The following is a 20670-nucleotide window of genomic DNA, read 5'->3' as shown; positions in this document are numbered from 1 at the left end:
CCCCCGGCCCGCTCGCGGCCGGGGCGCGACGGGAGAGGACATGAGCGAGATCTTCGGCATTCCGCTGCAGGCCCTGCTCGGGCAGCTGCTGCTCGGGCTGGTCAACGGATCGTTCTACGCGATGCTGAGCCTCGGGCTGGCGGTGATCTTCGGCCTGCTGGGCATCGTCAACTTCGCCCACGGCGCGCTGTACATGGTCGGCGCCTACGTGGCCTGGCTCGGCCTGGAGAAGCTGGGCATCAACTACTGGCTGTCGCTGCTGGTCGCGCCCATCGTGGTCGGCGCGCTCGGCGTGGTGATCGAGCGAACCATGCTCAAGCAGCTGTACCGGCTCGACCCGCTGTACGGCCTGCTGCTGACCTTCGGCCTGGCGCTGATCCTGGAAGGGATCTTCCGCGACCAGTTCGGCGTCTCGGGACAGTCCTACTCGGTGCCCGAGCAGCTGCAGGGCGCCACCGACCTGGGCTTCATGATCCTGCCCAACTACCGGGCCTGGGTGGTATTCGCGTCGCTGCTGGTGTGCCTGGGCGTGTGGTTCGTGATCGAGAAGACCCGGCTGGGGGCCTACCTGCGTGCCGGCACCGAGAACCCGCAGCTGGTGCAGGCCTTCGGCATCAACGTGCCGATGATGGTCACGCTGACCTACGCCGCAGGGGCCGGCCTGGCAGCGCTGGCGGGCGTGCTGGCGGCGCCGGTGATCCAGATCACGCCGCTGATGGGCTCGAACCTGATCATCGTCGTCTTCGCGGTGGTGGTGATCGGCGGCATGGGCTCGATCCTGGGCTCCATCCTCACGGGCCTGGCGCTGGGGGTGATCGAGGGGTTGACCAAGGTCTTCTACCCCGAGGCGTCGAACATCGTCGTGTTCGTCATCATGGCCATCGTGCTGATGCTGCGGCCGGCCGGTCTGTTCGGCAAGGAGAAGTGAGTTGAACCCGCAGACTTCCCAACGCGTTGCCTGGCTGGTGGTGCTGGCCGTGCTGGTGGCCGCACCGTTCATCGGGCTGTACCCCGTCTTCATGATGAAGGCGCTGTGCTTCGCGATGTTCGCCTGCGCCTTCAACCTGCTGCTGGGCTACACCGGGCTGCTGTCGTTCGGCCACGCGGCCTTCCTCGGCTCGGCCGGCTACGCCACCGGCTGGCTGGTGCGCAGCGCCGGCTGGCCGCCGGAGCTGGGCGTCGTGGCCGGCACCGCGATCGCGGCCCTGCTGGGGCTCGTGGTCGGGCTGGTGGCGATCCGCCGCCAGGGCATCTACTTCGCGATGATCACGCTGGCGATGGCGCAGATGGTCTACTTCATCTGCCTGCAGGCGCCGTTCACCGGCGGCGAGGACGGGCTGCAGGGCGTGCCGCGCGGCAAGCTGTTCGGGCTGCTGCCGCTGCAGAACGACCTGGTGATGTACTTCGTCGTGCTGGCGGTCTTCGTCGCGGTGTTCCTGTTCATCGTGCGCATCGTGCACTCGCCGTACGGGCAGGTGCTCAAGGCGATCCGCGAGAACGAGCCGCGCACGATCTCGCTGGGCTACGACGTCGACCGCTACAAGCTGCTCGCCTTCGTGTTGTCCACCGCCATCGCCGGGCTGGCCGGCTCGCTCAAGACCCTGGTGCTGGGCTTCACGACGCTGTCGGACGTGCACTGGAGCCTGTCGGGCGAGGTGGTGCTGATGACCCTGCTGGGCGGCATGGGCACGTTCGCCGGGCCGGTGGTGGGCGCCTTCACGATCGTGGGCCTGCAGAACTACCTGGCCGACCGGGTCGGCTCCTGGGTCACGGTCATCATCGGCGCGACCTTCGTGGTCTGCGTGCTGGCGTTCCGGCGCGGCATCGTCGGCGAGCTGATCGCCTGGCAGAAGCGCCGCGCCGACCGCAGCGCCCCGTCGTCCTGAAGGCGGGACGGGAGGGCCCCGCGCCCTCCCGCCGCCGTCACGTCTCCTTGTGCCTCAGGCCGCGCGCGCTTCGCTGGCGCCCGCGCGCCAGCGCGCCATCAGCTGCGCCCACTTCTCGCGGGCACGCGCCAGGTGGCGTTCCTTCACGTGGCCGTAGCCGCGGATCTCCTCGGGAATGCGCGCGATCTCCACGGCCAGCGCCAGCCGCCCGGCGTCGAGCCCGGCCAGCAGCTCCTCGATGCAGTCCTTGTACTCGCCGATCAGTGCGCGCTCGGTGCGGCGCTCGGCGGTGCGGCCGAACGGGTCGAACGCGGTGCCGCGCAGGCCCTTGAGCCTGGCCAGCAGGCCGAAGGCCTTGAGCATCCACGGGCCGTAGGGGCGCTTGACCAGCTCGCCGCGCTCGTTGCGGCGTGCCAGCAGCGGCGGCGCAAGGTGGTAGACCAGCTTGTAGTCGCCGTCGAACTGCTGGCGGATCTGCGCGAGGAAGGCCGGGTCGGTGTGCAGGCGCGCGACCTCGTACTCGTCCTTGTAGGCCATCAGCTTGAACAGGTAGCGTGCCACCGTCTCGGTGAGCCGGGTCGAGCCGAGCGGCGCCTCGGCCGCGCGCACCCGCTCGACGAACTCGCGGTACTGCGCGGCGTAGGCGGCGTTCTGGTAGCCGGTCAGGTACTCGACGCGGCGGGCGACGATCTCGTCCAGCGTCTGCGCCGGCTTGCGCACGAACTGCACCACCTGGCCCTGGGGCCTGGCCAGCGCCTCGACCTCGGCCGGGTCGTGCGCGACGCGCCGGCCCCATTCGAAGGCGGCCTTGTTGTTCTCGACCTGCACGCCGTTGAGCTCGATCGCGCGCAGCAGCGCGGCGCGAGTCAGCGGCACCCAGCCCTTCTGCCAGGCGTAGCCCAGCATCATCGGGTTGGCGTAGATCGAGTCGCCCAGCAGGCGTACCGACAGCTGCTCGGCGTCGAAGCGGCCGATGCGGTCCGCGCCGACGGTGCGCTCCAGCAGCGCCTCGCAGCTGCCGGCCGGGAACTGCCAGTCGGGGTTGTGGACGAAGGCGGCGGTGGGCGTGCCGTGCGCGTTGAGCGCGATGCGGGTGCGGCCTTCGAGCATGGTCGCGAGCGTCGTCTTGCTCGCGGTGACGATGGGGTCGCAGCCGATCACGAGGTCGGCCTCGCCGGTGCCCACGCGCGTGGTGCGGATCACCTCGGCACGCTCGGCGATCTGGATGTGGCTCCAGGTGCTGCCGCCTTTCTGCGCCAGGCCGGCCGCGTCCTGCGTGACGATGCCCTTGCCCTCGATGTGCGCGGCCATGCCGAGCAGCTGGCCGATCGTGATGACGCCGGTGCCGCCGATGCCGGCGACGACGATGCCGTAGGGCTGTTCGGCGCCGGGCAGCACCGGCTCGGGCAGCGCCGGCAGGCGGAACGGGTCGGGCCGTTCGCTGGCGGCCTTCTTCGCGGTGCGCAGTTCACCCCCCTCGACGGTCACGAAGCTCGGGCAGAAGCCCTTCACGCAGGAATAGTCCTTGTTGCAGGTGCTCTGGTTGATGCGGCGCTTGCGGCCGAACTCGGTCTCGACCGGCTCCACGCTCAGGCAGTTGCTCTGCACCGAGCAGTCGCCGCAGCCTTCGCAGACCAGCTCGTTGATCACCACCCGCTTGGCCGGGTCGACCAGGGTGCCGCGCTTGCGGCGGCGGCGCTTCTCGGTGGCGCAGGTCTGGTCGTAGATGATCGCGGTGGTGCCGGGGATCTCGCGGAACTCGCGCTGGATGCGGTCCAGCTCGTCGCGGTGGTGCACCGTCACGCCGGGCGCGAGCGCCACGCCGCGGTACTTGTCGGGGTCGTCGCTGACGATCACCAGCTTCGCGACGCCCTCGGCCACCAGGCTCTGCATGATCTGCAGCACCGAATGGCCCTCGGGGCGCTCGCCGACCTTCTGCCCGCCGGTCATCGCCACCGCGTCGTTGTAGAGGATCTTGTAGGTGATGTTGACGCCCGCGGCGATGCTCTGGCGGATCGCCAGCAGCCCGCTGTGGAAGTACGTGCCGTCGCCCAGGTTGGCGAAGATGTGCTTTTCGTGGGTGAACGGCGCCTGGCCGACCCAGGGCACGCCTTCGCCCCCCATCTGCGTGAAGGTGCTGGTGCTGCGGTCCATCCACACCGTCATGTAGTGGCAGCCGATGCCGGCCACCGCGCGCGAGCCTTCGGGCACGCGGGTGCTGGTGTTGTGCGGGCAGCCGCTGCAGAACCAGGGGACGCGGTCGGCCTCGACCTTGAGCGTCTGCTCGCTGCGCTCCTTGGCCTCGATGATCGCCAGTCGTGCGGCGATGCGCCCGCGCAGGTCGCTGCCCAGCTGCTGCATGATGCCCAGCTTGTCCAGCCGCTGCGCGATGGCCTTGGCGATCAGCGTCGGGTTCAGGTCGGCATGGGCGCGCAGCAGCCAGTTCGACGCCGGGTTGGGGTGCGACCATTCGCCGCCGGAGTAGTCGCCCTCGGGCTCGTTGAACTTGCCCAGCACGTTGGGGCGTACGTCCTCGCGCCAGTTGTAGAGTTCCTCCTTGAGCTGGTACTCGATCATCTGGCGCTTTTCCTCGACGACCAGGATCTCCTGCAGGCCGGTGGCGAACTCGCGCGTGATGCTCGCCTCCAGCGGCCACACGACGCTCACCTTGTGCAGGCGGATGCCGATGCGGCGGCAGGTCTCGTCGTCCAGCCCCAGGTCGTGCAGTGCCTGGCGGGTGTCGTTGTAGGCCTTGCCGCTGGCGATCAGGCCGAAGCGGTCATCGGGCCCGCTGATGACGTTGTGGTTGAGCCGGTTCGCGCGCACGTAGGCAAGCGCCGCGTACCACTTGTAGTTCATCAGCCGCGCTTCCTGCTCCAGCGGCGGGTCGGGCCAGCGGATGTGCAGGCCGCCGGGCGGCATCTCGAAGTCCTCGGGCAGCGCGACGTGCACCCGGTCGGGGTCGACCCAGACGCTGGACGAGGACTCGACGATCTCCTGGATCGTCTTCATCGCGGTCCACACGCCGGCGAAGCGGCTCATCGCGAAGGCGTGCAGGCCCAGGTCCAGGATCTCCTGCACGTTGGCGGGGAAGAACACCGGGAAGCCCACCGCCTTGAACACGTGGTCGCTCTGGTGCGCGGCGGTGGAACTCTTGGCGACATGGTCGTCGCCGGCCAGCGCGATCACGCCGCCGTGCCGGGCGGTGCCGGCCATGTTGGCGTGCTTGAAGACATCCAGGCAGCGGTCCACGCCGGGGCCCTTGCCGTACCAGATGCCGAACACGCCGTCGTACTTCTTGTGCTCCGGGTACAGGTCCAGCTGCTGCGTGCCCCACACCGCGGTGGCGCCCAGCTCCTCGTTGACGCCGGGCTGGAACACGATGTGGTGGGCCTCGAGGTGCTTCTTGGCCTGCCACAGCGCCTGGTCGTAGCCGCCCAGCGGCGAGCCGCGGTAGCCGCTGATGAAGCCGGCGGTGTTGAGGCCGGCCAGCGCGTCGCGCTGGCGTTGCAGCATCGGCAGGCGTACCAGCGCCTGCACGCCGCTCATGAACACGCGGCCGCGATCGAGCGCGTACTTGTCGTCCAGGGAGACGGTTTCCAGGGCGCGGCGAATCGACTCGGGAAGGGGGGCATTCATCGTGGACAACTCCTTGTGGGGGGCTGATGCCACAGGCGCGCTTGTGACGCGCCGGCGGGCCGACACCTGTTCCGACAGTGTAGGAAGTCGGGGCCGACAAGTCTTTCCTATGTGTGCCTCCGGAAGGGGATTGAGGGAAACGAATCACTCACGGGTAGGCGGATATCGAAATGTTTGTTCTCTTTTTGTGCGATATAAGGGAAAACCCTCATCATGCGCCGGCGCTGCTGCGGCGGTCTGCAGGCCCTGCAGGTCCCGCATCCGGTCCTCGCGCCTGAACGCGCCGGGGGCCGTGCCCATCTCGCGGGTGAAGGCGCGCGAGAAGGTCGATTCCGACTCGTAGCCCACCTCGGCGGCGATGCGCGCGATCGGCTGCGACGACTCACGCAAGCGCCGTGCCGCGACGCACATGCGCCAGCGCGTCAGGTAGGTCATCGGCGGCATGCCCAGCACGCGGGTGAAGCGGTCGGCGAAGGCCGAGCGCGACAGCAAGGCTTCGCGTGCCAGCGACTCGGTGGTCCAGGGATGGGCGACGCGCGCGTGCAGGGCAGCCAGTGCCCGTGCCAGCGGGGGATCCCGCAGCGCGGCCAGCCAGCCGCGCTCCTGCGCCGGCAGCCGCTCGACGTGGCTGCGCACCGCCTCGACGAACAGCAGCTCCGACAGCCGGCCGATCACCGCCTGTGCGCCCGGGCGCAGGCTGGCCCGTTCCTGCGAGGCATAACGGAACGAGCTGGCCACCCAGTCGGCGCAGGGGCGGCCGGCCATCGGCTCCACCATCAGCGGCGGCAGCATCGCAAGCTGCGGGTGGTGGACGACGGGCGTGGCCAGGTAGCCGCACACCAGGCGCGTCAGCACCTCGGGGCCGTCGCCGTGGTCGATGCGTGCCATGGCCTGCGCGTCGGCCTGCTCGATCAGCGCGTCGGCCGACACCGGCGGCAGGCGCAGGTCGCTGGCGAGCAGGTGCGGGTCGTTGCCGGGCAGCAGCACCAGGTCGCCGGTGCGGGCCGTGCATCGCTGCCCGTCCGGCAGCGCCACCTCCATCTTGCCGTCCAGCACGAAATGGAAGGCCACGAGGCCGCCCGGGGCGGCCAGGTCCGGACCGCAGTCCTCGGCCGTGAGGCGGGAGGTGACGCACCAGGGCTGGCGAAAGCACGCCTCGAGGAACACGCCGCCGGCGAAATGCAGCACGCGCAGCAGGTCGGACAGTGCATCCATGCGGCCCTCCCGGAAACCGGCTCCGGCGTCCGGGCACAACCGCGCGGCGTCGCGGCCATGGTCCGTCCGGACCCCGGTGCCTACAGTGGGCGCCATCGTTCAACCCCACTGGCAAGAGGAAGGAGCACACGATGGCACCACTGAAGGATTCTGCGGGTCATGCCCTGACGGGCGCAACCGGCGTGGCCCTGGACGCGTTCGAGCACGCCGGCCACCAGCTGCGCTGCTTCATCGGCGACCCGGTCGCGACCATCGACCGCGCGATCGAGGCCGCGCCCGGGATGACCATGGCCCACGCGCTGAAAGCCTGGCTGTACCTGCTGGGCACCGAGCCGGACGGCCTGCCGGTGGCGCGCGCCTGCATCGAACAGGGCGAACGCTGCGGCGGCGACGTCCGCGAGCGCGCGCACCTGCTGGCCGCGCGCCGGCTGTACGAAGGCCGCTGGCGCGAGGCCGGCCGCATCCTGGAAGACCTGAGCGCCCGGTACCCGCGCGACGCGCTGGCCCTGCAGGCCGGGCACCAGATCGACTTCTTCACCGGCGACAGCCGCATGCTGCGCGACCGCATCGCGCGGGTGCTGCCGGCCTGGAGCGAGCCGCTGCCGGGCTACCACGCGGTGCTCGGCATGTACGCCTTCGGGCTGGAGGAGTGCGGCGAGTACGACGCCGCCGAGGCTTGCGGCCGGCGCAGCGTCGCGCTGGAGCGCCGCGACGGCTGGGGCTGGCACGCGGTGGCGCATGTCTGCGAGATGCGCAACCGCGCCGACGAGGGCATCGCCTGGCTGACGCAGGACTGCGCGGCCTGGTCCGAGGACAGCTTCTTCGCGGTGCACAACTGGTGGCACCTGGCGCTGTTCCACCTCGACCGCGGCGACACCGACCAGGTGCTTGCGCTGTACGACGGCGCGGTGCGCGGCGGGCAGTCGGGCGTGGTGCTGGACATGATCGACGCGAGCGCGCTGCTGTGGCGGCTGGCGCTGCTGGGCACGGACGTCGGCGACCGCTGGCAGGCCCTCGCCGACCGTTGGGCCCCGCTGGCCACCGCAGGCAACTACGCGTTCAACGACTGGCATGCGCTGATGGCCTTCATCGGTGCCGGCCGCCGGGACGCGCAGCAGGCGGTGCTGGAGTCGCTGCGCCGCCAGGCCGCCGGCGGGGCCGGGGACATCGCCCGGTTCGCCCGCGAGGTGGGGCTGCCCGCGGCCGAGGCCATGCTGGCCTTCGGCCAGGGGCGCTACCGCGACGCGGTGCGGCTGCTGCGCGGCATCCGCCACGAGGCGAACCGCTTCGGCGGCAGCCACGCGCAGCGCGACCTGATCGACCTGACGCTGCTGGAAGCCGCGGTGCGTGCCGGCGACGGCCCGCTGGCCATGGCGCTGGCCCAGGAGCGCCTGGCGCGCCGCCCGCACGGGCAGCTGCCGCGCCGGCTGCTCGAGCGCGCCACCCAGGCCGCGCGCGGCTGCCGGGTGCCGGCCGCGGCCTGAGGGGGACGCCGGTGTGGCCGCGGGCAGGGCGTTCGGGAATAATGACTCGCCCTGCGCCGACCGCGAGCCACGCATGACCACCCGGACCGCCGCCCACTCCCGTCCCGACGCCGATGAGCCGGCGCCTGCCGGCCGTGCCGCGCGCGAAGGCCTGGACCGCTACGACATCGCCATCCTGGCCGAGCTCCAGCGCGACGCCCGCCTGTCCAACGCGGAGCTCGCCGCGCGCATCGGGCTGTCGCCGACGCCGTGCTGGCGGCGCGTCAAGTGGCTGGAGGAGCAGGGCTACATCAAGGGCTACCGCGCCGAGATCGACCGACACAAGATCGGCCTGGGCGTGCTGGCCTTCGTGCGAGTCGACGCCGAGCGCAACAACGCGCAGGCCACGCGCGAGCTGGAAGACGCGATCCGCGCGCTGCCCGAGGTGATCTCCTGCCACTACATCTCGGGCGAGGGGACCTTCGAGCTGCAGGTCATGGCCACCGACCTGGAGGCCTATTCGCGCTGGGCCATGGACATGCTGTTCAAGCTGCCCAACGTGAAGGACCTGCACACCAGCTTTTCGCTTGGCGAGGTCAAGGCCGGCGGCGCGCTGCCGCTGGGCCACCTGCTGCCGGGCCACGGCGGCCGCTGACGCTCGGACGGCGGGCATGCGGCTTGCCCTTTGTGGCGGCGGGCGTCCTGCCCGCGCCGCACCGAGGAGCCCGCATGATGGACCACCGGATCAGCCGCGAACGCGGCCCGCACACCCGCAAGAAGCACCCCGGCAAGTCGCCGCGCAAGGGCGGCAGCTGATGGGGGCGCCGTGGCCTCACTTCACCGTGTAGCCGCGGCCTTCCAGGCAGGCGACCAGCGCGCGCCGGTAGTTGCCGCGCAGGATCTCGTCGCCTTCCGGACCCTGGCCCAGCGGGGCCAGCGTCGGGTCGAAGCCGGCGCGGTCCACCGCCCAGGCATGGCATTCGTACTCGTCGTTGCCTTGCTGCTCGGGGGGCTGGCCGCGCGCCGGGTAGACCATCGGCGGTTCGTAGTAGGCCGCGACGGCCTCGTCTTCCGGCACCTCCACCACTTGGTAACCGCCGCCTGCGACCGGCGCGTAATAGATGCCGTTGACCTCGTAGTAGACGTGCGGGCCGACGCGCACCAGCGTGTAGCTGCCCGGCAGCGCCTGCACGTAGACGCCGGGAGGCGGCTGCACGACCACGTAGCCGGTGGAAGCGGGCTGGTACCAGTAGCCGTTGTCGAACCAATAGCGCTGCCCGAAATGCAGCGACACGAAGGCGCTCGGTCCCAGCGTGTGCACGTGATGGCCCGGCCGGTAACGCGGCGGGTGATGGCGGTGCACCGGAGGGCGCGGCTTGGGCGGGTCCCAGCGGCGGTCGTCATGCCAGCGCTGCGGCGGTCGGGCACTGGACGGGCGGCGGTCGTCGGGCTTCCAGTGCGGGGGCAGGCCGTCCTCGCGTGGCCGCGGCGGGCGGTGCACGTCGGGGGCGGGACGTTCGCGCGGCGCGCGCAGCCGGGGCGGGTCGGCCGGACGCGGCGGGCGCTCGCGGCCGTCGCGCGGCGGCGCGGGCTGGCGTTGCCGCGCCTCCTGCTTCATGCGGCCGATCGACTCGCGCCCGCCCGGCGGCTCCGCATGGACGGCCAGCGTCGCCGCGGCCAGCGCGGCAGCCAGCGCCAGCGGGGCGCAGCGCCAGCCGATGTTCCAGTTCATCCCCATCGTGTCGCTCCCAGGGTGTCAGCCGACGGTGTAGCCGCGGCCGGTCATGCAGGCCGACATCGCGCGGCGAAAGTCGTGCCAGGGTCCGGCGCGGCCGCGGTCGCGAGCTGCCGCCTGCGCCTGCCATTGTTCCGCGCGGGCCTGGTCCGAGGACGCGCCGATCAGCGCACCGAGGATCAGCCCCGCCACCGCGCCTTCGCCGGCGTGGTGCGGCGAGGCGACCATCGCGCCGATCGCTGCGCCGGTGGCTGCGCCGATCGCGGTGTCGCGCCCCGGGGCCGGGTCGGGGTCGGGGGCGGACCGCACGCTGCGCAGCGGCGTCATGCCCGGGTCGCTGCGCGTCTGGCGGGCGGCCCATTGATAGCACTCGTAGCGGTCGCGATCCTGCCGGCGTTCGCTTTGCCCGTGCTGGGGGTAGAAGTACATCGGCTGTGCGGCCGGGCGCGCGTGGCGCGCCGGCGGCGGATGCGAGGGCGTCGCGGCGCAGGCGGCCAGCAAGGCGGCCAGGCCCAGCGCGCCCCAGCGGGCCACGGGCGACGTGGAGATCCTCTCGGCGGGCGTGCGGGCGCCCGAAGTCACGCGCAACGGCAGGGTCTTCATGCCCGCATCGTCCTGCGGTTCTGCTTCGCCGATGCGTCCGGCACGTGAAGCTGTGTAAAGCTGGTCCCCGGCGTCGCTGCGCGACGGCGCCACACTCGCTAGAGTGGCAGGCAGGGCCGCCGGTGCCGGCCGTCGCAGGAGTTTGCAATGGATGTCACACGTCGTCGCTGTCTGTCCCTGGTGGTGCTGGCCACCGGGGCCCCCGCAGCGCTGGCGCAGCCGGGCCTGCCGCAGCGCAACCTGCGCATCGAGTGGCGCCAGGGCGACGAGGCGGCGCTGGCGCGCCAGGGCACGGCCGCGGGCGGCTCGGTGGTGGTGTCCAGCTCGCGCGGCGTGCACGGCGGCGTGACGGTGCAGGCCACGCGCCGCGAGAGCGTTTCCTCCGGCGGGCTGTCGCAGCAGGTGCTGGTGCTCAACGGCGGGCGCGCCAGCGTGCGGCTGGCGCGCACCGAGCCGCTGCAGTGGTACGAGGTGGCCTGGAACGCGCGCGACGGCGCGACGCTGGTGCCGACCACCGTGCTGCTGGAGGCCGGCCGCGGCTTCACGGTGCAGCCGCGCTGGCCGGGCGGCGCGGCTCCGGTGACGCTGGAGATCGCCGCCGAGACCGGGCCGCTGCCGGCCGACCGGCACGGCGCGATGCCGCCTGCGGCGCGCGAGGACGGAACGCTGCTGACCACGCTGCAGGTGCCGCTGGGCGAATGGGTGACGGTCGCGAGCACGGCCGATGCGCAGCAGGTGCGCGAGCGCCGTGGCTGGTCCAGCGTCGAGGCACGGTCAGCCGGGCGCTCGGTGCTGCAGGTGCGCGTCAGCCTGCCCTGAGCGGCGCCGCGCTCACGAGCGCGGCCACAGCACCCACATGCGCAGCGGCTGCTTCATGCGGCCGGCGTATTCCTCCGCGCCTTCGGTCCAGCCCCAGAAGTAGTCGGCGCGCACCGCGCCGACGATCGCGCCACCCGTGTCCTGCGCCATCACCAGGCGCCGCAGCGGGCGCGGCTGCGGCACCGGGGCGGGCGTGGGCTCGGTGGTGTCGATCCACACCGGCGTGCCGTAGGGGATGGATTCGCGGTCGACCGCGATCGAGCGCCCCGGCGTCAGCGGCACGCCCTGCGCCCCCAGCGGGCCCACCGCCGGGTCGGGCAGCGGTTCCTCGCGAAAGAACACGTAGCGCGGGTTGACGCGCAGCATCTCCTGCACGCGTCCCGGGTTCGCGCGCGCCCAGGCCTTGATGGCCGGCCAGGACGCCTGGTCCAGGGAGAATGCGCCCTGGTCGACCAGCCAGCGGCCGACCGAACGGTAGGGGTGGTCGTTGTGGCCGGCGAAGGCCGCGCGCACCAGGCGCTGGCTGCCGTCGGGCTCGGTCACCAGCAGCCGGCCCGACCCCTGGATGTGCAGCACCAGGGCGTCCAGCGGGTCGGCCACGTAGGCCAGTTCGCGGCCCTTGAGCGCGGCGCGCGCGGCCGGCAGGGTCTCGAGCTGGGCGCGCGACCAGTAGGGCTTGCGCTTGCCGAAGTCCGCCGGCGGGCGGTACAGCGGCACGCGGAAGGTGGCGTCCGGCTGCCGGCGTGCCTCGATCAGCGGTTCGAAGTAGCCGGTGATCAGGCCTTCGGCGCTGCCGTCGTGCGCCTCGACGCGGTAAGGTTGCAGGCGCCGCTGCAGCCAGGTGCGCACCGTGGTTTCGTCGGGTTCGGGGATCGCCGCGGCCTCGGCGCACAGGCGTTCCCAGCCGGGGGCGGGCTTCAGGCAGCTGCGCAGCAGCGCGGGCCAGGCCAGCGCGAGCTGGTCCTCGCCCCAGCCGGGCAGGGCGTCCCAGCCGACCGGCACCCAGCGCGAGCGCGGCTGCTCGATCACCCGCGCCGCGGTCGCCGGCGGGGGCTCGGACGGGGTGGCCGCCGGACCTGGCGCAGGCGGCTGGCCGGCGCAAGCGACCAAGGTTCCTAGAATGAGCGCCCGTCCCGCGCGGGACAGGCGTTGCAGGCTACGCAAAGGAAAGGACATGTGGTTGATTCTGCTGGAGGCGCTGGCCGCCCTCCTGATCCTGATCTTCATCGTCTGGTGGACCATGTTCTCCGGCCGCAAGGACCGCAAGCCCACCGACGCCCCGTCGCAGGACGACGGGACGCCCCGCCCTTGAGCCGGCTGCGCGGGCGAAAGTTCACGCCCGCTCATGCCGCCTGCGGCCTGGGCGTGCCGACCGGCCACAGGAAGCTGAACGGCTGGCGGCGCAGGCGACGGCGCACCGCGGCGTAGACGCGGGCGCGGTCCTTGAGGCGGATGTTGCGCGAGCGCAGCGCGAGCCGGAACGCGAGCACGAAGCTCACCGTCACGTTGAGCACCCCGGTCAGCGCGATGCCGGCCACGGCGAGCCAGAACCCGGGCGTGGACACCAGCTCCCAGCCCAGCGCGCCGAGTGCGGCCCCCAGCTGGCCGCTGGCCAGGGTCACGTGGCGCACGTCGAAGTGGATGCCGAAGAACGCCGCCACCGCCGGCACCAGCCCCAGCATGAAGCCGAGCGAGATGTTGCCGGCAAAGCCCGAGACGTTGGCCTGCAGGTAGGCCGACCAGCGCTGCGCGCGGGCCTCGCCCAGGCGCGCCAGGATGCGCGGGTTCCAGCGCAGCGCGCTGCCCAGGCGGTGCAGCACGAACCAGTTCTCGGCCCAGCCGGCGACGATGCTGGAGGCAAACAGCAGCACCCCGGTGGCCGCGGCGTACAGCGGCGTCCAGCCGAGCAGGCTGAGCGAGGCGACCGTGTATTCGGCCTTCCCGACGCCGACCAGCGGCGCGCCGAAGGCGGCCTGCCAGGCCAGCTGCACCAGCAGCACGCAGGGCAGCACCACCGCGACGTTGCCGAGGATGCCGGCCACCTGGCTGCGGATCAGGTGCGCGACCTCGTCGACGAAGCGCTCCACCGCCTCGTCGGAGGCCACGTCGTGCAGCTTGGCGGCCATCGCCGGGGCCGTCATCGCCGGCTGCTTGGTCGCCAGCGTGAAATGCGCGAGCTGGATCGCGACGAAGCTGACCGCATAGTTCAGCCCGGCGGCGAAGCCGGTGAAGAACGGCGACAGCCCGAGGCTGGTCAGCATGAACTTGACGAACACCGTGATCGCGGTCAGCGCCCCGCCGCCGGCGGCACGCCAGACCATCTGCAGGTACTCGGCGCGGTTGCGGGTGATGTAGTGCTCGCCGGTCTCGGCGCTGCGCTCGACCATCTTGCGCGCCAGCAGGGAGTAGTTGCGCGCCAGCAGCGCGCGCACGCTGCGCCGGCCCTGCGCGGTGTCGGCGAACTGCACCATCAGCTCGCGCACCGCGCGTGCCGGCTCGCGGCTGAGCAGGCAGTCCAGCAGCAGCCGGATGCGTGTCAGGCGCGCCTGCAGCTGCTGCAGCGAGAACACGATGTCGACCGAGACCCCGTATTCCTCCAGGTGGTCGTAGACCGTACGGGCGTCGCGCCGGCAGGCGTCGAGCAGGGCGTGGGCATGGCCCAGCGCCGGCGCGAGCCGGGCGGGCTGCGGCGGATCGGCCTCCAGCAGCGTGCGCAGGTCCTCGAAGGCGCGCGCCAGCTGGCGGAACGACGACAGCGAGCGCGCCGGCTCGGACATGCGGGTGCGGATCTCGGCGGAGAAGGCGGTGGCGCGCACCTGGCTGACGCAGAACATCATCGCGTCCAGCAGCGCCGAGCGCCAGCGCGCCGCCGCCTGGGGATGGCGCGAGCTGGCCACCGCTTCGCGCAGCAGCGCGGCGATGCGTTGCAGGGTCGCATCGTCGATCGCCTCCAGCCAGTGCCGGTCGCCGGCGTCCGAGAACACCAGCTGGAAGAACTCGGCCAGGTCGTGCGTCTCGGCGGTGCCGGGCAGCAGCTTGCGCTGGATGCGCTCGGCCAGCTCGCTGAAGAAGGCCATGCGCTGCGCGAAGCCGAAGTCGGCCAGCAGCAGCGTGGCATCCATGTCCTCCAGCGTGCGCGCGAGCAGCTCGATCACCTGCGCGCGGTACTCCGGCTGGCGGTCCAGCACGTTGAGCAGGTGGCGCAGGCGCAGCACCGGCAGCGGCGTGCCGGCCGTGGATTCGGCCGCCTCGACACCCTCCTTGCGCAGCGGCGCGTGACGCAGCCATTCGGCCAGGCGCACCCACCACAGGTTGCGCTCGGCCAGCTCGGCGCGCGGTCTGAGGACCGACAGCAGGGCACTGAGGTCCCACGCCGCCGGGACCAGGGCCGAGCGGAGCCAGCGCATCAATGCAGCCCGCTGCGCTGCACGGCCAGCGAGAAGGCCGGCACCACCGCTTCGAAGCGCTCGCCGTCCTCGGCGACGCAGAAGTAGCTGCCGCTCATCGTGCCGCGCGGCGTGGCGATGCGGGTCCAGCTGGTGTACTCGAAGCCTTCGCCGGGCCGCAGGAAGGGCTGCTGGCCGACCACGCCCAGGCCCTTGACTTCCTCCACCTTGCCGTTGGCATCGGTGATCACCCAGTGGCGCGAGATCAGCTGCGCGGCCACGTCGCCGGTGTTCTCGATCGTGACGGTGTAGGCGAAGGCGTAGATGCCCCGCGCCGGGTCCGACTGTTCCGGCAGGTGCTGCGGCTCGACGCTGCAGGTGAATTCGTAGGTGCTCATGGACGTGCTGTTGTTGGCGAGCGGCGTTTTCCGGTGGCGATGGTAGCAAGGCGTCTCTTCCTACAATGGCGGATCGCCTTTGGACTGCCCGTCATGACCACCTACCGCATCGCCCCCAGCATCCTCTCGGCCGACTTCGCCCGCCTGGGCGAGGAGGTCCGCAACGTGATCGACGCCGGGGCAGACTGGATCCACTTCGACGTGATGGACAACCATTACGTCCCCAACCTGACCTTCGGCCCGATGATCTGCGAGGCGCTGCGCCCGCATGCGCGCCGGGCCGACGGCACGCCGGTGCCGATCGACGTGCACCTGATGGTGCAGCCGGTCGACGCGCTGGCCCAGGCCTTCGCCAAGGCCGGCGCCGACCTGATCAGCTTCCACCCGGACGCCAGCACCCACGTCGACCGCACGCTGCAGCTGATCAAGGCCGAGGGCTGCCAGGCCGGGCTGGTGTTCAACCCGGCCGCGCCGGTCGACATCCTCGAATGGGTGATCGACAAGGTCGACCTGGTGCTGATCATGAGCGTCAACCCCGGCTTCGGCGGGCAGAGCTTCATCCCGAGCGCGCTGAAGAAGATCGAGCGCGTGCGCAAGCTGATCGACGCCAGCGGCCGCGACATCCGCCTGGAGGTCGACGGCGGCATCAAGGTCGACAACATCCGCCAGGTGGCCGACGCCGGCGCCGACACCTTCGTGGCCGGCAGCGCGATCTTCGGCAAGCCCGACTACAAGGCGGTGATCGGCGCGATGCGCGAGCGGCTCGCGGCATGAGGCTGCCGGCCGGACTGCAGGCGGTCATCCTCGACCTCGACGGCACGCTGGTCGACACCGCCGGCGACTTCGTCGTCGCGCTCAACCTGATGCTGCACGACCTGGGCCTGCCCGCGATCGACCACGGCTTCGTCGCGCGCACGGTGGGCAAGGGCTCGGAGCACCTGATCCGCCAGACGCTTGCGCAAAGCCAGGACGAGGCCGGCGTCGCGCGCCTGTACGACCAGGCCTGGGCGCGCTACCAGCACCATTACCTCGCGATCAACGGCGAACATGCTGCGGTCTACCCGGGCGTGGCCGAGGGGTTGGCGCGGCTGGCGGCGCTCGGGCTGCCGCTGGCCTGCCTGACCAACAAGCCGACCGCCTTCGCGCGGCCGCTGCTGGAGCGCAAGGGGCTGGTCGGCCACTTCCGGCACGTGTTCGGCGGCGACGCGTTCGAGCGCAAGAAGCCCGATCCGCTGCCGCTGCTCAAGGCCTGCGAGGCGCTGGGCAGCGTGCCGGCACGCACGCTGATGGTGGGCGACTCGCTCAACGACGCACAGGCCGCGCGTGCGGCCGGCTGCCCGGTGGTGCTGGTGACCTACGGCTACAACCACGGCCGCCCGGTGCACGAGGTGCCGGCCGACGGCTACGTCGACCGGCTCGACCAGCTGCAGCCGGCGGGCTGATCAGCCCTCGTGCGCGCTCGCCGAGGGGCGTGCCTTGCCGAGCAGGGCCTCCTTCAGCGCGGCGTCGGCCGGGTGCGCGCCGAGCCAGATCTTCAGCAGCGCGTTGTAGAACTCCGGTTCCTTGATCGGTTCGCCCATCGGCTGGCCGTTGACCAGGATCTGCGTGCCGGTGCCGGGGATCCAGTCGACCTGGAACGATTCGCCTGCGGCCAGCTTCTTCTTCGCGGCGAAGATCTCGCCCAGGCGGATCGTGCCGGGGATGGACTTGACGAAGTCCTCGCGCGAGGCGTTCTGCTCGATGCCGCGGGTGAACAGCTTGCCCAGTTCGTTGGCGTCGATCTCGCGCAGCATCACGATGTGCATGCGGCGCGGCCCGGCGGCGCGGAACACCGCCTCGGGCGTGGCCGCCTTCTGCGTCAGGTACAGCCCGGCGGCGTAGACCTTGAAGATGGCCTTGTAGCGCACGCCGGCGCCGTTGAGCTGCAAGGTGGCGCCGTGCAACTGGATCTGCGGGTCGTAGCGCACGCCCGCGGTGTCGGGGGACTGCGCCCGGGCCGGGCCGATGACGGCCAGCAGGAACGCCGTGGCGCAGAGCCATGTACGCAGCATGGAGGCCTCCTCGAGTGATGTTGCGGTGTCGCCAGTGTTGGCGGCCGGGCCCGGGGCGTCCATCGGTAAAAACGCACGACCGTTCGGAAAATTGTCACGCCCGGCCCGGCGGCTTGTCCCCGCCCGGGCCCGGGCGGCGGGTCGATTCCGTCGGCAGGCGCTGCTACACTCCGGGACCATGTTCATCTCGCGCAAACAAACCAAAGGTCCGCACGACCGGGGAGCCTGGCCCTGGCGTCGCCCGCACGCACTGGTTTGATTTGCCGCCGGCCGTGGGCGGTGCCCCTGTGCACGAGCCCCATGCGCCTTCCCGGCACGCCCGGAATCTCCGATTCCTCCCACCGTCTTGACTGCCGCGAGCACCTGCGGGCACCGGCCGCAGGCCTCGCAGGGCTTGGAGGGCCCCACGCGTGATCACCGAACTCGAATTCAAGAGCCTCAGCCAGCAGGGCTACAACCGCATCCCGCTGATGCTCGAGGCATTCGCGGACCTGGAAACCCCGCTGTCGCTGTACCTCAAGCTGGCCCATGCCGAAGGCAACGGCCGCTATTCCTTCCTGCTGGAGTCCGTCGTCGGCGGCGAGCGCTTCGGCCGCTACTCGTTCATCGGCCTGCCGGCGCGCACGCTGCTGCGCGCGCGCGGCTTCGGCGCCGAGGCACGCACCGAGGTCGTCACCGACGGCGAGGTGGTCGAGGTGCACGAGGGCAACCCGCTGGACTTCATCGACGCGTACCAGAAGCGCTTCAAGGTGGCGCTGTCGCCGGGGCTGCCGCGCTTCTGCGGCGGGCTGGCCGGCTACTTCGGCTACGACGCGGTGCGCTACATCGAGAAGAAGCTCGAGTCCACCTGCCCGCCCGACACCATCGGCTGCCCGGACATCCTGCTGCTGCAGTGCGAGGAGCTGGCGGTCATCGACAACCTCTCGGGCAAGCTGTACCTGATCGTCTACGCCGATCCCAAGCAGCCCGAGGCCTATCCGAAGGCCAAGCGGCGCCTGCGCGAGCTCAAGGACAAGCTGCGCTACTCGGTGAGCGCGCCGCAGGTGAAGCCCAGCCAGGGCTTCCATCCCGAGCGTCCGTTCGCCAAGGCCGACTACCTGAAGGCGGTCGAACGCGCCAAGGAGCTGATTGCCGCGGGTGACTTCATGCAGGTGCAGGTGGGCCAGCGCATCAGCAAGCGCTACACCGAGTCGCCGCTGTCGCTGTACCGCGCGCTGCGCTCGCTCAATCCCAGCCCCTACATGTACTACTACGACATGGGCGACCACCATGTCGTGGGCGCCTCTCCCGAGATCCTGGTGCGCCAGGAGCGCCTGGTCGACGGGCAGCAGAAGATCACCATCCGGCCGCTGGCCGGCACGCGTCCGCGCGGGGCCACGCCCGAGCAGGACAAGGCCACCGAGGTGGAGCTGGTCAACGACCCGAAGGAGCGCGCCGAGCACGTGATGCTGATCGACCTGGCGCGCAACGACATCGGCCGCATCGCCAAGACCGGCAGCGTCAAGGTCACCGAGGCGTTCGCGGTCGAGCGCTACAGCCACGTGATGCACATCGTCAGCAACGTCGAGGGCATCCTCCAGGACGGCATGACGGCGATCGACGTGTTCAAGGCCACGTTCCCGGCCGGCACGCTGACCGGTGCGCCCAAGATCCACGCGATGGAGCTGATCGACCAGCTCGAGCCGACCAAGCGCGGGCTGTACGGCGGCGCCTGCGGCTACATCAGCTACGCGGGCGACATGGATCTGGCGATCGCGATCCGCACCGGCATCGTCAAGGACCAGATGCTGCACGTGCAGGCCGCCGCCGGCGTGGTGGCCGACTCCATCCCCGAGATGGAATGGCGCGAGACCGAGGCCAAGGCGCGTGCGCTGCTGCGCGCGGCCGAGCTGGTCGAAGAAGGCCTCGACTGAACCCCGTCGCTCCTGCCTGCCCGGGCGTCCGGGCGGCGCTGGCCTGTCGCGACGCCGGAGTGCGGCAGGCGCACACGTATGCGTCGTTCAATGAACAGCAATCTCGTATGCGTCGTTGAACGGGACGCGGGGATGCGCCGATCATCCGGGCCCTCACCCACTACTGAGAGCACAAGCCATGAAGAGGAGACATGCACTGGCGGTGCTGCTTTCGGCAGGCATCGCTCCGTTGCAGTTCGCCCATGCCGCCCCCGCGGACGCTTCCCCCCTGACCATCGTCGTGCCCTTCGTGCCCGGAGCGGCCACCGACGCCCTGACCCGCCTGATCAGCCAGCAATGGACGAACAAGACCGGGCGCATGGTCATCGTCGAGAACCGGCCGGGCAGCAACGGCATCATCGCTGCCGACGCCGTCAAGCGCGTCGCGCCGGATGGTCGCACGCTGCTGCTGTCGAACTTCGGCAGCAACGCGGTCAACTATTCGCTCTATTCGAAGCTGCCGTACAGCGAGCGTGACTTCACGCCGGTGACGCTGCTGTTCCGCCTGCCCAGCCTGCTGGTGGTGCCCGCGGCCAGTCCCGCGCGCACTGCGCAGGAGCTGGTGGCGCTGGCCAAGCGGTCGCCGCAGGGCCTGCTGTACGGCTCGGCCGGCTCGGGCTCGGGGGCGCACCTGCTCGCCGAGCTGATGAAGTCGATGACCCAGATGCCGGCCACGCACGTGCCGTACCGCGGCGTCGCGCCGGGGGTGGTGGACCTGGTGGCCGGGCGCATCGACTTCATGTTCTCGTCCTACTCGTCGGTGCAGAAGCTGGTCGAGGCCGGCCAGCTGCGCGTGCTGGCCGCGGCCACGTCCAAGCGCCTGCCGGCGCTGCCCAACGTGCCGACGATGAAGGAGGCGGGCCTGAGCGAGCAGATCGTGATGGACCAGTGGTTCGGCCTGTCGGCCCCGGCCAACACGCCGGCCGACGTGGTCGCCGCGCTGCATGCGCAGTTCGCCGAGGTGCTGCGCGACCCGGCCATCGTGCAGCGCATGAACGAGCAGGGTGTCGAGGCCGTCTCGGCCACGCCGGCGGAGTTCGCCGCGCTGATCAAGGCCGACACCGAACGCCTGGGCCGCCTGGTCAAGGCCGTCGGCGCCAGCGCCGACTGACGACGGCGTGGGCGTCGCGCCCCGGCGGGGTGCGACGCCTTTTCACCGACACGCCGTGGCGGCCCCGTTCGGGGGGCCGCCCCTTCCTTCAGTGCGCCCGGCCGGGACGCGTCGGCCTTCCGCGGCTGCCGCACGTGCCGTGCGCAGCCGGGCTTTTCCTCGGCCAAATCTTTCCCAGTCTAGCGGCGATGGCGGGTGGCGCGTTTGCGCTCGATCGACTTGGTGGCGCATATTTTTGCGGCGTGAAGCCATTGATGCGATCGTCTCATGCGTTTTTGGTTTCCGAATAGCAGGATTAGCGCCTTTGATGCTTGTTGATGACTGACTGTTGCACAGAATGAATAGGTCCCGCGTGACCCGGCGGGCGTCACCCGGATCCGGCGTGGTCCCTGAGCGGCACGACCCGGCTGCA

General features: G+C 71.2%; 18 protein-coding genes. 10 read left to right on the top strand and 8 right to left on the bottom strand.

Going from position 1 to position 20670, the window contains the following annotated elements:
- Positions 1-40 precede the first annotated feature (40 nt).
- The gene (locus IS481_RS16210) at positions 41-928 is read left to right on the top strand and encodes a branched-chain amino acid ABC transporter permease (protein ID WP_104359031.1); all 888 of its coding nucleotides are present in this window, start codon (positions 41-43) and stop codon (positions 926-928) included.
- Between the two features lies 1 nt (position 929).
- The gene (locus IS481_RS16205) at positions 930-1886 is read left to right on the top strand and encodes a branched-chain amino acid ABC transporter permease (RefSeq protein WP_194963312.1); all 957 of its coding nucleotides are present in this window, start codon (positions 930-932) and stop codon (positions 1884-1886) included.
- Between the two features lie 54 nt (positions 1887-1940).
- Here IS481_RS16205 and IS481_RS16200 read toward each other — a convergent pair whose 3' ends face one another.
- Both IS481_RS16200 and IS481_RS16195 read right to left on the bottom strand, forming a co-directional pair.
- A complete protein-coding gene (locus IS481_RS16200) occupies positions 1941-5525 on the bottom strand; it encodes an indolepyruvate ferredoxin oxidoreductase family protein (protein ID WP_104359032.1) in 3585 nt (1194 codons plus the stop codon).
- Positions 5526-5669: 144 nt separating this feature from the next.
- Positions 5670-6740, bottom strand: a complete 1071-nt coding sequence (locus IS481_RS16195; RefSeq protein ID WP_104359033.1) for an AraC family transcriptional regulator — start codon at positions 6738-6740, stop codon at positions 5670-5672.
- Positions 6741-6871: 131 nt separating this feature from the next.
- Between IS481_RS16195 and IS481_RS16190 the strand changes: the two genes are divergently transcribed.
- On the top strand, positions 6872-8224 hold the full coding sequence (locus tag IS481_RS16190; protein WP_194963311.1) for a tetratricopeptide repeat protein: 1353 nt from the start codon (positions 6872-6874) through the stop codon (positions 8222-8224).
- A gap of 73 nt (positions 8225-8297) precedes the next feature.
- Positions 8298-8858, top strand: coding sequence for an Lrp/AsnC family transcriptional regulator (locus IS481_RS16185; RefSeq protein WP_232529335.1), 561 nt, complete (start codon positions 8298-8300; stop codon positions 8856-8858).
- A gap of 177 nt (positions 8859-9035) precedes the next feature.
- On the opposite strand, the gene IS481_RS16180 is transcribed toward IS481_RS16185, so the two are convergent.
- Positions 9036-9935, bottom strand: coding sequence for a DUF6515 family protein (locus tag IS481_RS16180; protein WP_114699322.1), 900 nt, complete (start codon positions 9933-9935; stop codon positions 9036-9038).
- 24 nt (positions 9936-9959) lie between these two features.
- Complete coding sequence (locus IS481_RS16175; protein ID WP_104359065.1) at positions 9960-10541, bottom strand: glycine zipper 2TM domain-containing protein; 582 nt, start codon at positions 10539-10541, stop codon at positions 9960-9962.
- Between the two features lie 147 nt (positions 10542-10688).
- On the opposite strand from IS481_RS16175, the gene IS481_RS16170 reads away from it, so the two are divergent.
- A complete protein-coding gene (locus IS481_RS16170; protein ID WP_132764613.1) occupies positions 10689-11360 on the top strand; it encodes a hypothetical protein in 672 nt (223 codons plus the stop codon).
- Between the two features lie 12 nt (positions 11361-11372).
- Here IS481_RS16170 and mltA read toward each other — a convergent pair whose 3' ends face one another.
- Positions 11373-12536 (bottom strand): murein transglycosylase A, encoded by a 1164-nt coding sequence (mltA, locus tag IS481_RS16165; protein WP_232529333.1) that lies wholly within the window; start codon positions 12534-12536, stop codon positions 11373-11375.
- On the opposite strand from mltA, the gene IS481_RS16160 reads away from it, so the two are divergent.
- A complete protein-coding gene (locus IS481_RS16160) occupies positions 12535-12672 on the top strand; it encodes a hypothetical protein (protein WP_165908663.1) in 138 nt (45 codons plus the stop codon). The two genes, mltA and IS481_RS16160, sit on opposite strands and share 2 nt — an antisense overlap.
- Positions 12673-12703: 31 nt before the next feature.
- Here IS481_RS16160 and IS481_RS16155 read toward each other — a convergent pair whose 3' ends face one another.
- Together IS481_RS16155 and apaG are read right to left on the bottom strand one after the other, a co-directional pair.
- Entirely contained in the window at positions 12704-14767 is a 2064-nt protein-coding gene (locus IS481_RS16155) for a site-specific recombinase (protein WP_104359068.1), read from the bottom strand.
- Positions 14767-15144, bottom strand: a complete 378-nt coding sequence (gene apaG, locus IS481_RS16150) for a Co2+/Mg2+ efflux protein ApaG (RefSeq protein WP_104359069.1) — start codon at positions 15142-15144, stop codon at positions 14767-14769. Before apaG ends, IS481_RS16155 begins: the two co-directional genes overlap by 1 nt.
- Positions 15145-15237: 93 nt before the next feature.
- Between apaG and rpe the strand changes: the two genes are divergently transcribed.
- Positions 15238-15918, top strand: a complete 681-nt coding sequence (rpe, locus tag IS481_RS16145; protein WP_104359070.1) for a ribulose-phosphate 3-epimerase — start codon at positions 15238-15240, stop codon at positions 15916-15918.
- Complete coding sequence (gene gph, locus IS481_RS16140; RefSeq protein ID WP_104359071.1) at positions 15915-16586, top strand: phosphoglycolate phosphatase; 672 nt, start codon at positions 15915-15917, stop codon at positions 16584-16586. The genes rpe and gph overlap by 4 nt, the downstream gene beginning before the upstream one ends.
- On the opposite strand, the gene IS481_RS16135 is transcribed toward gph, so the two are convergent.
- Entirely contained in the window at positions 16587-17195 is a 609-nt protein-coding gene (locus IS481_RS16135) for a chalcone isomerase family protein (RefSeq protein WP_104359072.1), read from the bottom strand.
- Between the two features lie 410 nt (positions 17196-17605).
- On the opposite strand from IS481_RS16135, the gene trpE reads away from it, so the two are divergent.
- Both trpE and IS481_RS16125 read left to right on the top strand, forming a co-directional pair.
- The gene (gene trpE, locus IS481_RS16130) at positions 17606-19108 is read left to right on the top strand and encodes an anthranilate synthase component I (protein WP_104359073.1); all 1503 of its coding nucleotides are present in this window, start codon (positions 17606-17608) and stop codon (positions 19106-19108) included.
- 178 nt (positions 19109-19286) lie between these two features.
- A complete protein-coding gene (locus IS481_RS16125) occupies positions 19287-20258 on the top strand; it encodes a Bug family tripartite tricarboxylate transporter substrate binding protein (RefSeq protein WP_104359074.1) in 972 nt (323 codons plus the stop codon).
- Positions 20259-20670 lie beyond the last annotated feature (412 nt).

Source organism: Caldimonas thermodepolymerans, assembly GCF_015476235.1.
Lineage (GTDB): Bacteria > Pseudomonadota > Gammaproteobacteria > Burkholderiales > Burkholderiaceae_C > Caldimonas > Caldimonas thermodepolymerans.
This window is presented reverse-complemented; position numbering and strand designations above follow the sequence as displayed.

Excerpts from the sequence above, each read along its gene's own strand:
- IS481_RS16210 (WP_104359031.1), top strand. The coding sequence starts at position 41 with ATGAGCGAGATCTTCGGCATTCCGCTGCAGGCCCTGCTCGGGCAGCTG.
- IS481_RS16200 (WP_104359032.1), bottom strand. The coding sequence starts at position 5,525 with ATGAATGCCCCCCTTCCCGAGTCGATTCGCCGCGCCCTGGAAACCGTC.
- IS481_RS16195 (WP_104359033.1), bottom strand. The coding sequence starts at position 6,740 with ATGGATGCACTGTCCGACCTGCTGCGCGTGCTGCATTTCGCCGGCGGC.
- IS481_RS16190 (WP_194963311.1), top strand. The coding sequence starts at position 6,872 with ATGGCACCACTGAAGGATTCTGCGGGTCATGCCCTGACGGGCGCAACC.
- IS481_RS16185 (WP_232529335.1), top strand. The coding sequence starts at position 8,298 with ATGACCACCCGGACCGCCGCCCACTCCCGTCCCGACGCCGATGAGCCG.
- IS481_RS16180 (WP_114699322.1), bottom strand. The coding sequence starts at position 9,935 with ATGAACTGGAACATCGGCTGGCGCTGCGCCCCGCTGGCGCTGGCTGCC.
- IS481_RS16175 (WP_104359065.1), bottom strand. The coding sequence starts at position 10,541 with ATGAAGACCCTGCCGTTGCGCGTGACTTCGGGCGCCCGCACGCCCGCC.
- IS481_RS16170 (WP_132764613.1), top strand. The coding sequence starts at position 10,689 with ATGGATGTCACACGTCGTCGCTGTCTGTCCCTGGTGGTGCTGGCCACC.
- IS481_RS16160 (WP_165908663.1), top strand. The coding sequence starts at position 12,535 with ATGTGGTTGATTCTGCTGGAGGCGCTGGCCGCCCTCCTGATCCTGATC.
- mltA (WP_232529333.1), bottom strand. The coding sequence starts at position 12,536 with ATGTCCTTTCCTTTGCGTAGCCTGCAACGCCTGTCCCGCGCGGGACGG.
- IS481_RS16155 (WP_104359068.1), bottom strand. The coding sequence starts at position 14,767 with ATGCGCTGGCTCCGCTCGGCCCTGGTCCCGGCGGCGTGGGACCTCAGT.
- apaG (WP_104359069.1), bottom strand. The coding sequence starts at position 15,144 with ATGAGCACCTACGAATTCACCTGCAGCGTCGAGCCGCAGCACCTGCCG.
- rpe (WP_104359070.1), top strand. The coding sequence starts at position 15,238 with ATGACCACCTACCGCATCGCCCCCAGCATCCTCTCGGCCGACTTCGCC.
- gph (WP_104359071.1), top strand. The coding sequence starts at position 15,915 with ATGAGGCTGCCGGCCGGACTGCAGGCGGTCATCCTCGACCTCGACGGC.
- IS481_RS16135 (WP_104359072.1), bottom strand. The coding sequence starts at position 17,195 with ATGCTGCGTACATGGCTCTGCGCCACGGCGTTCCTGCTGGCCGTCATC.
- IS481_RS16125 (WP_104359074.1), top strand. The coding sequence starts at position 19,287 with ATGAAGAGGAGACATGCACTGGCGGTGCTGCTTTCGGCAGGCATCGCT.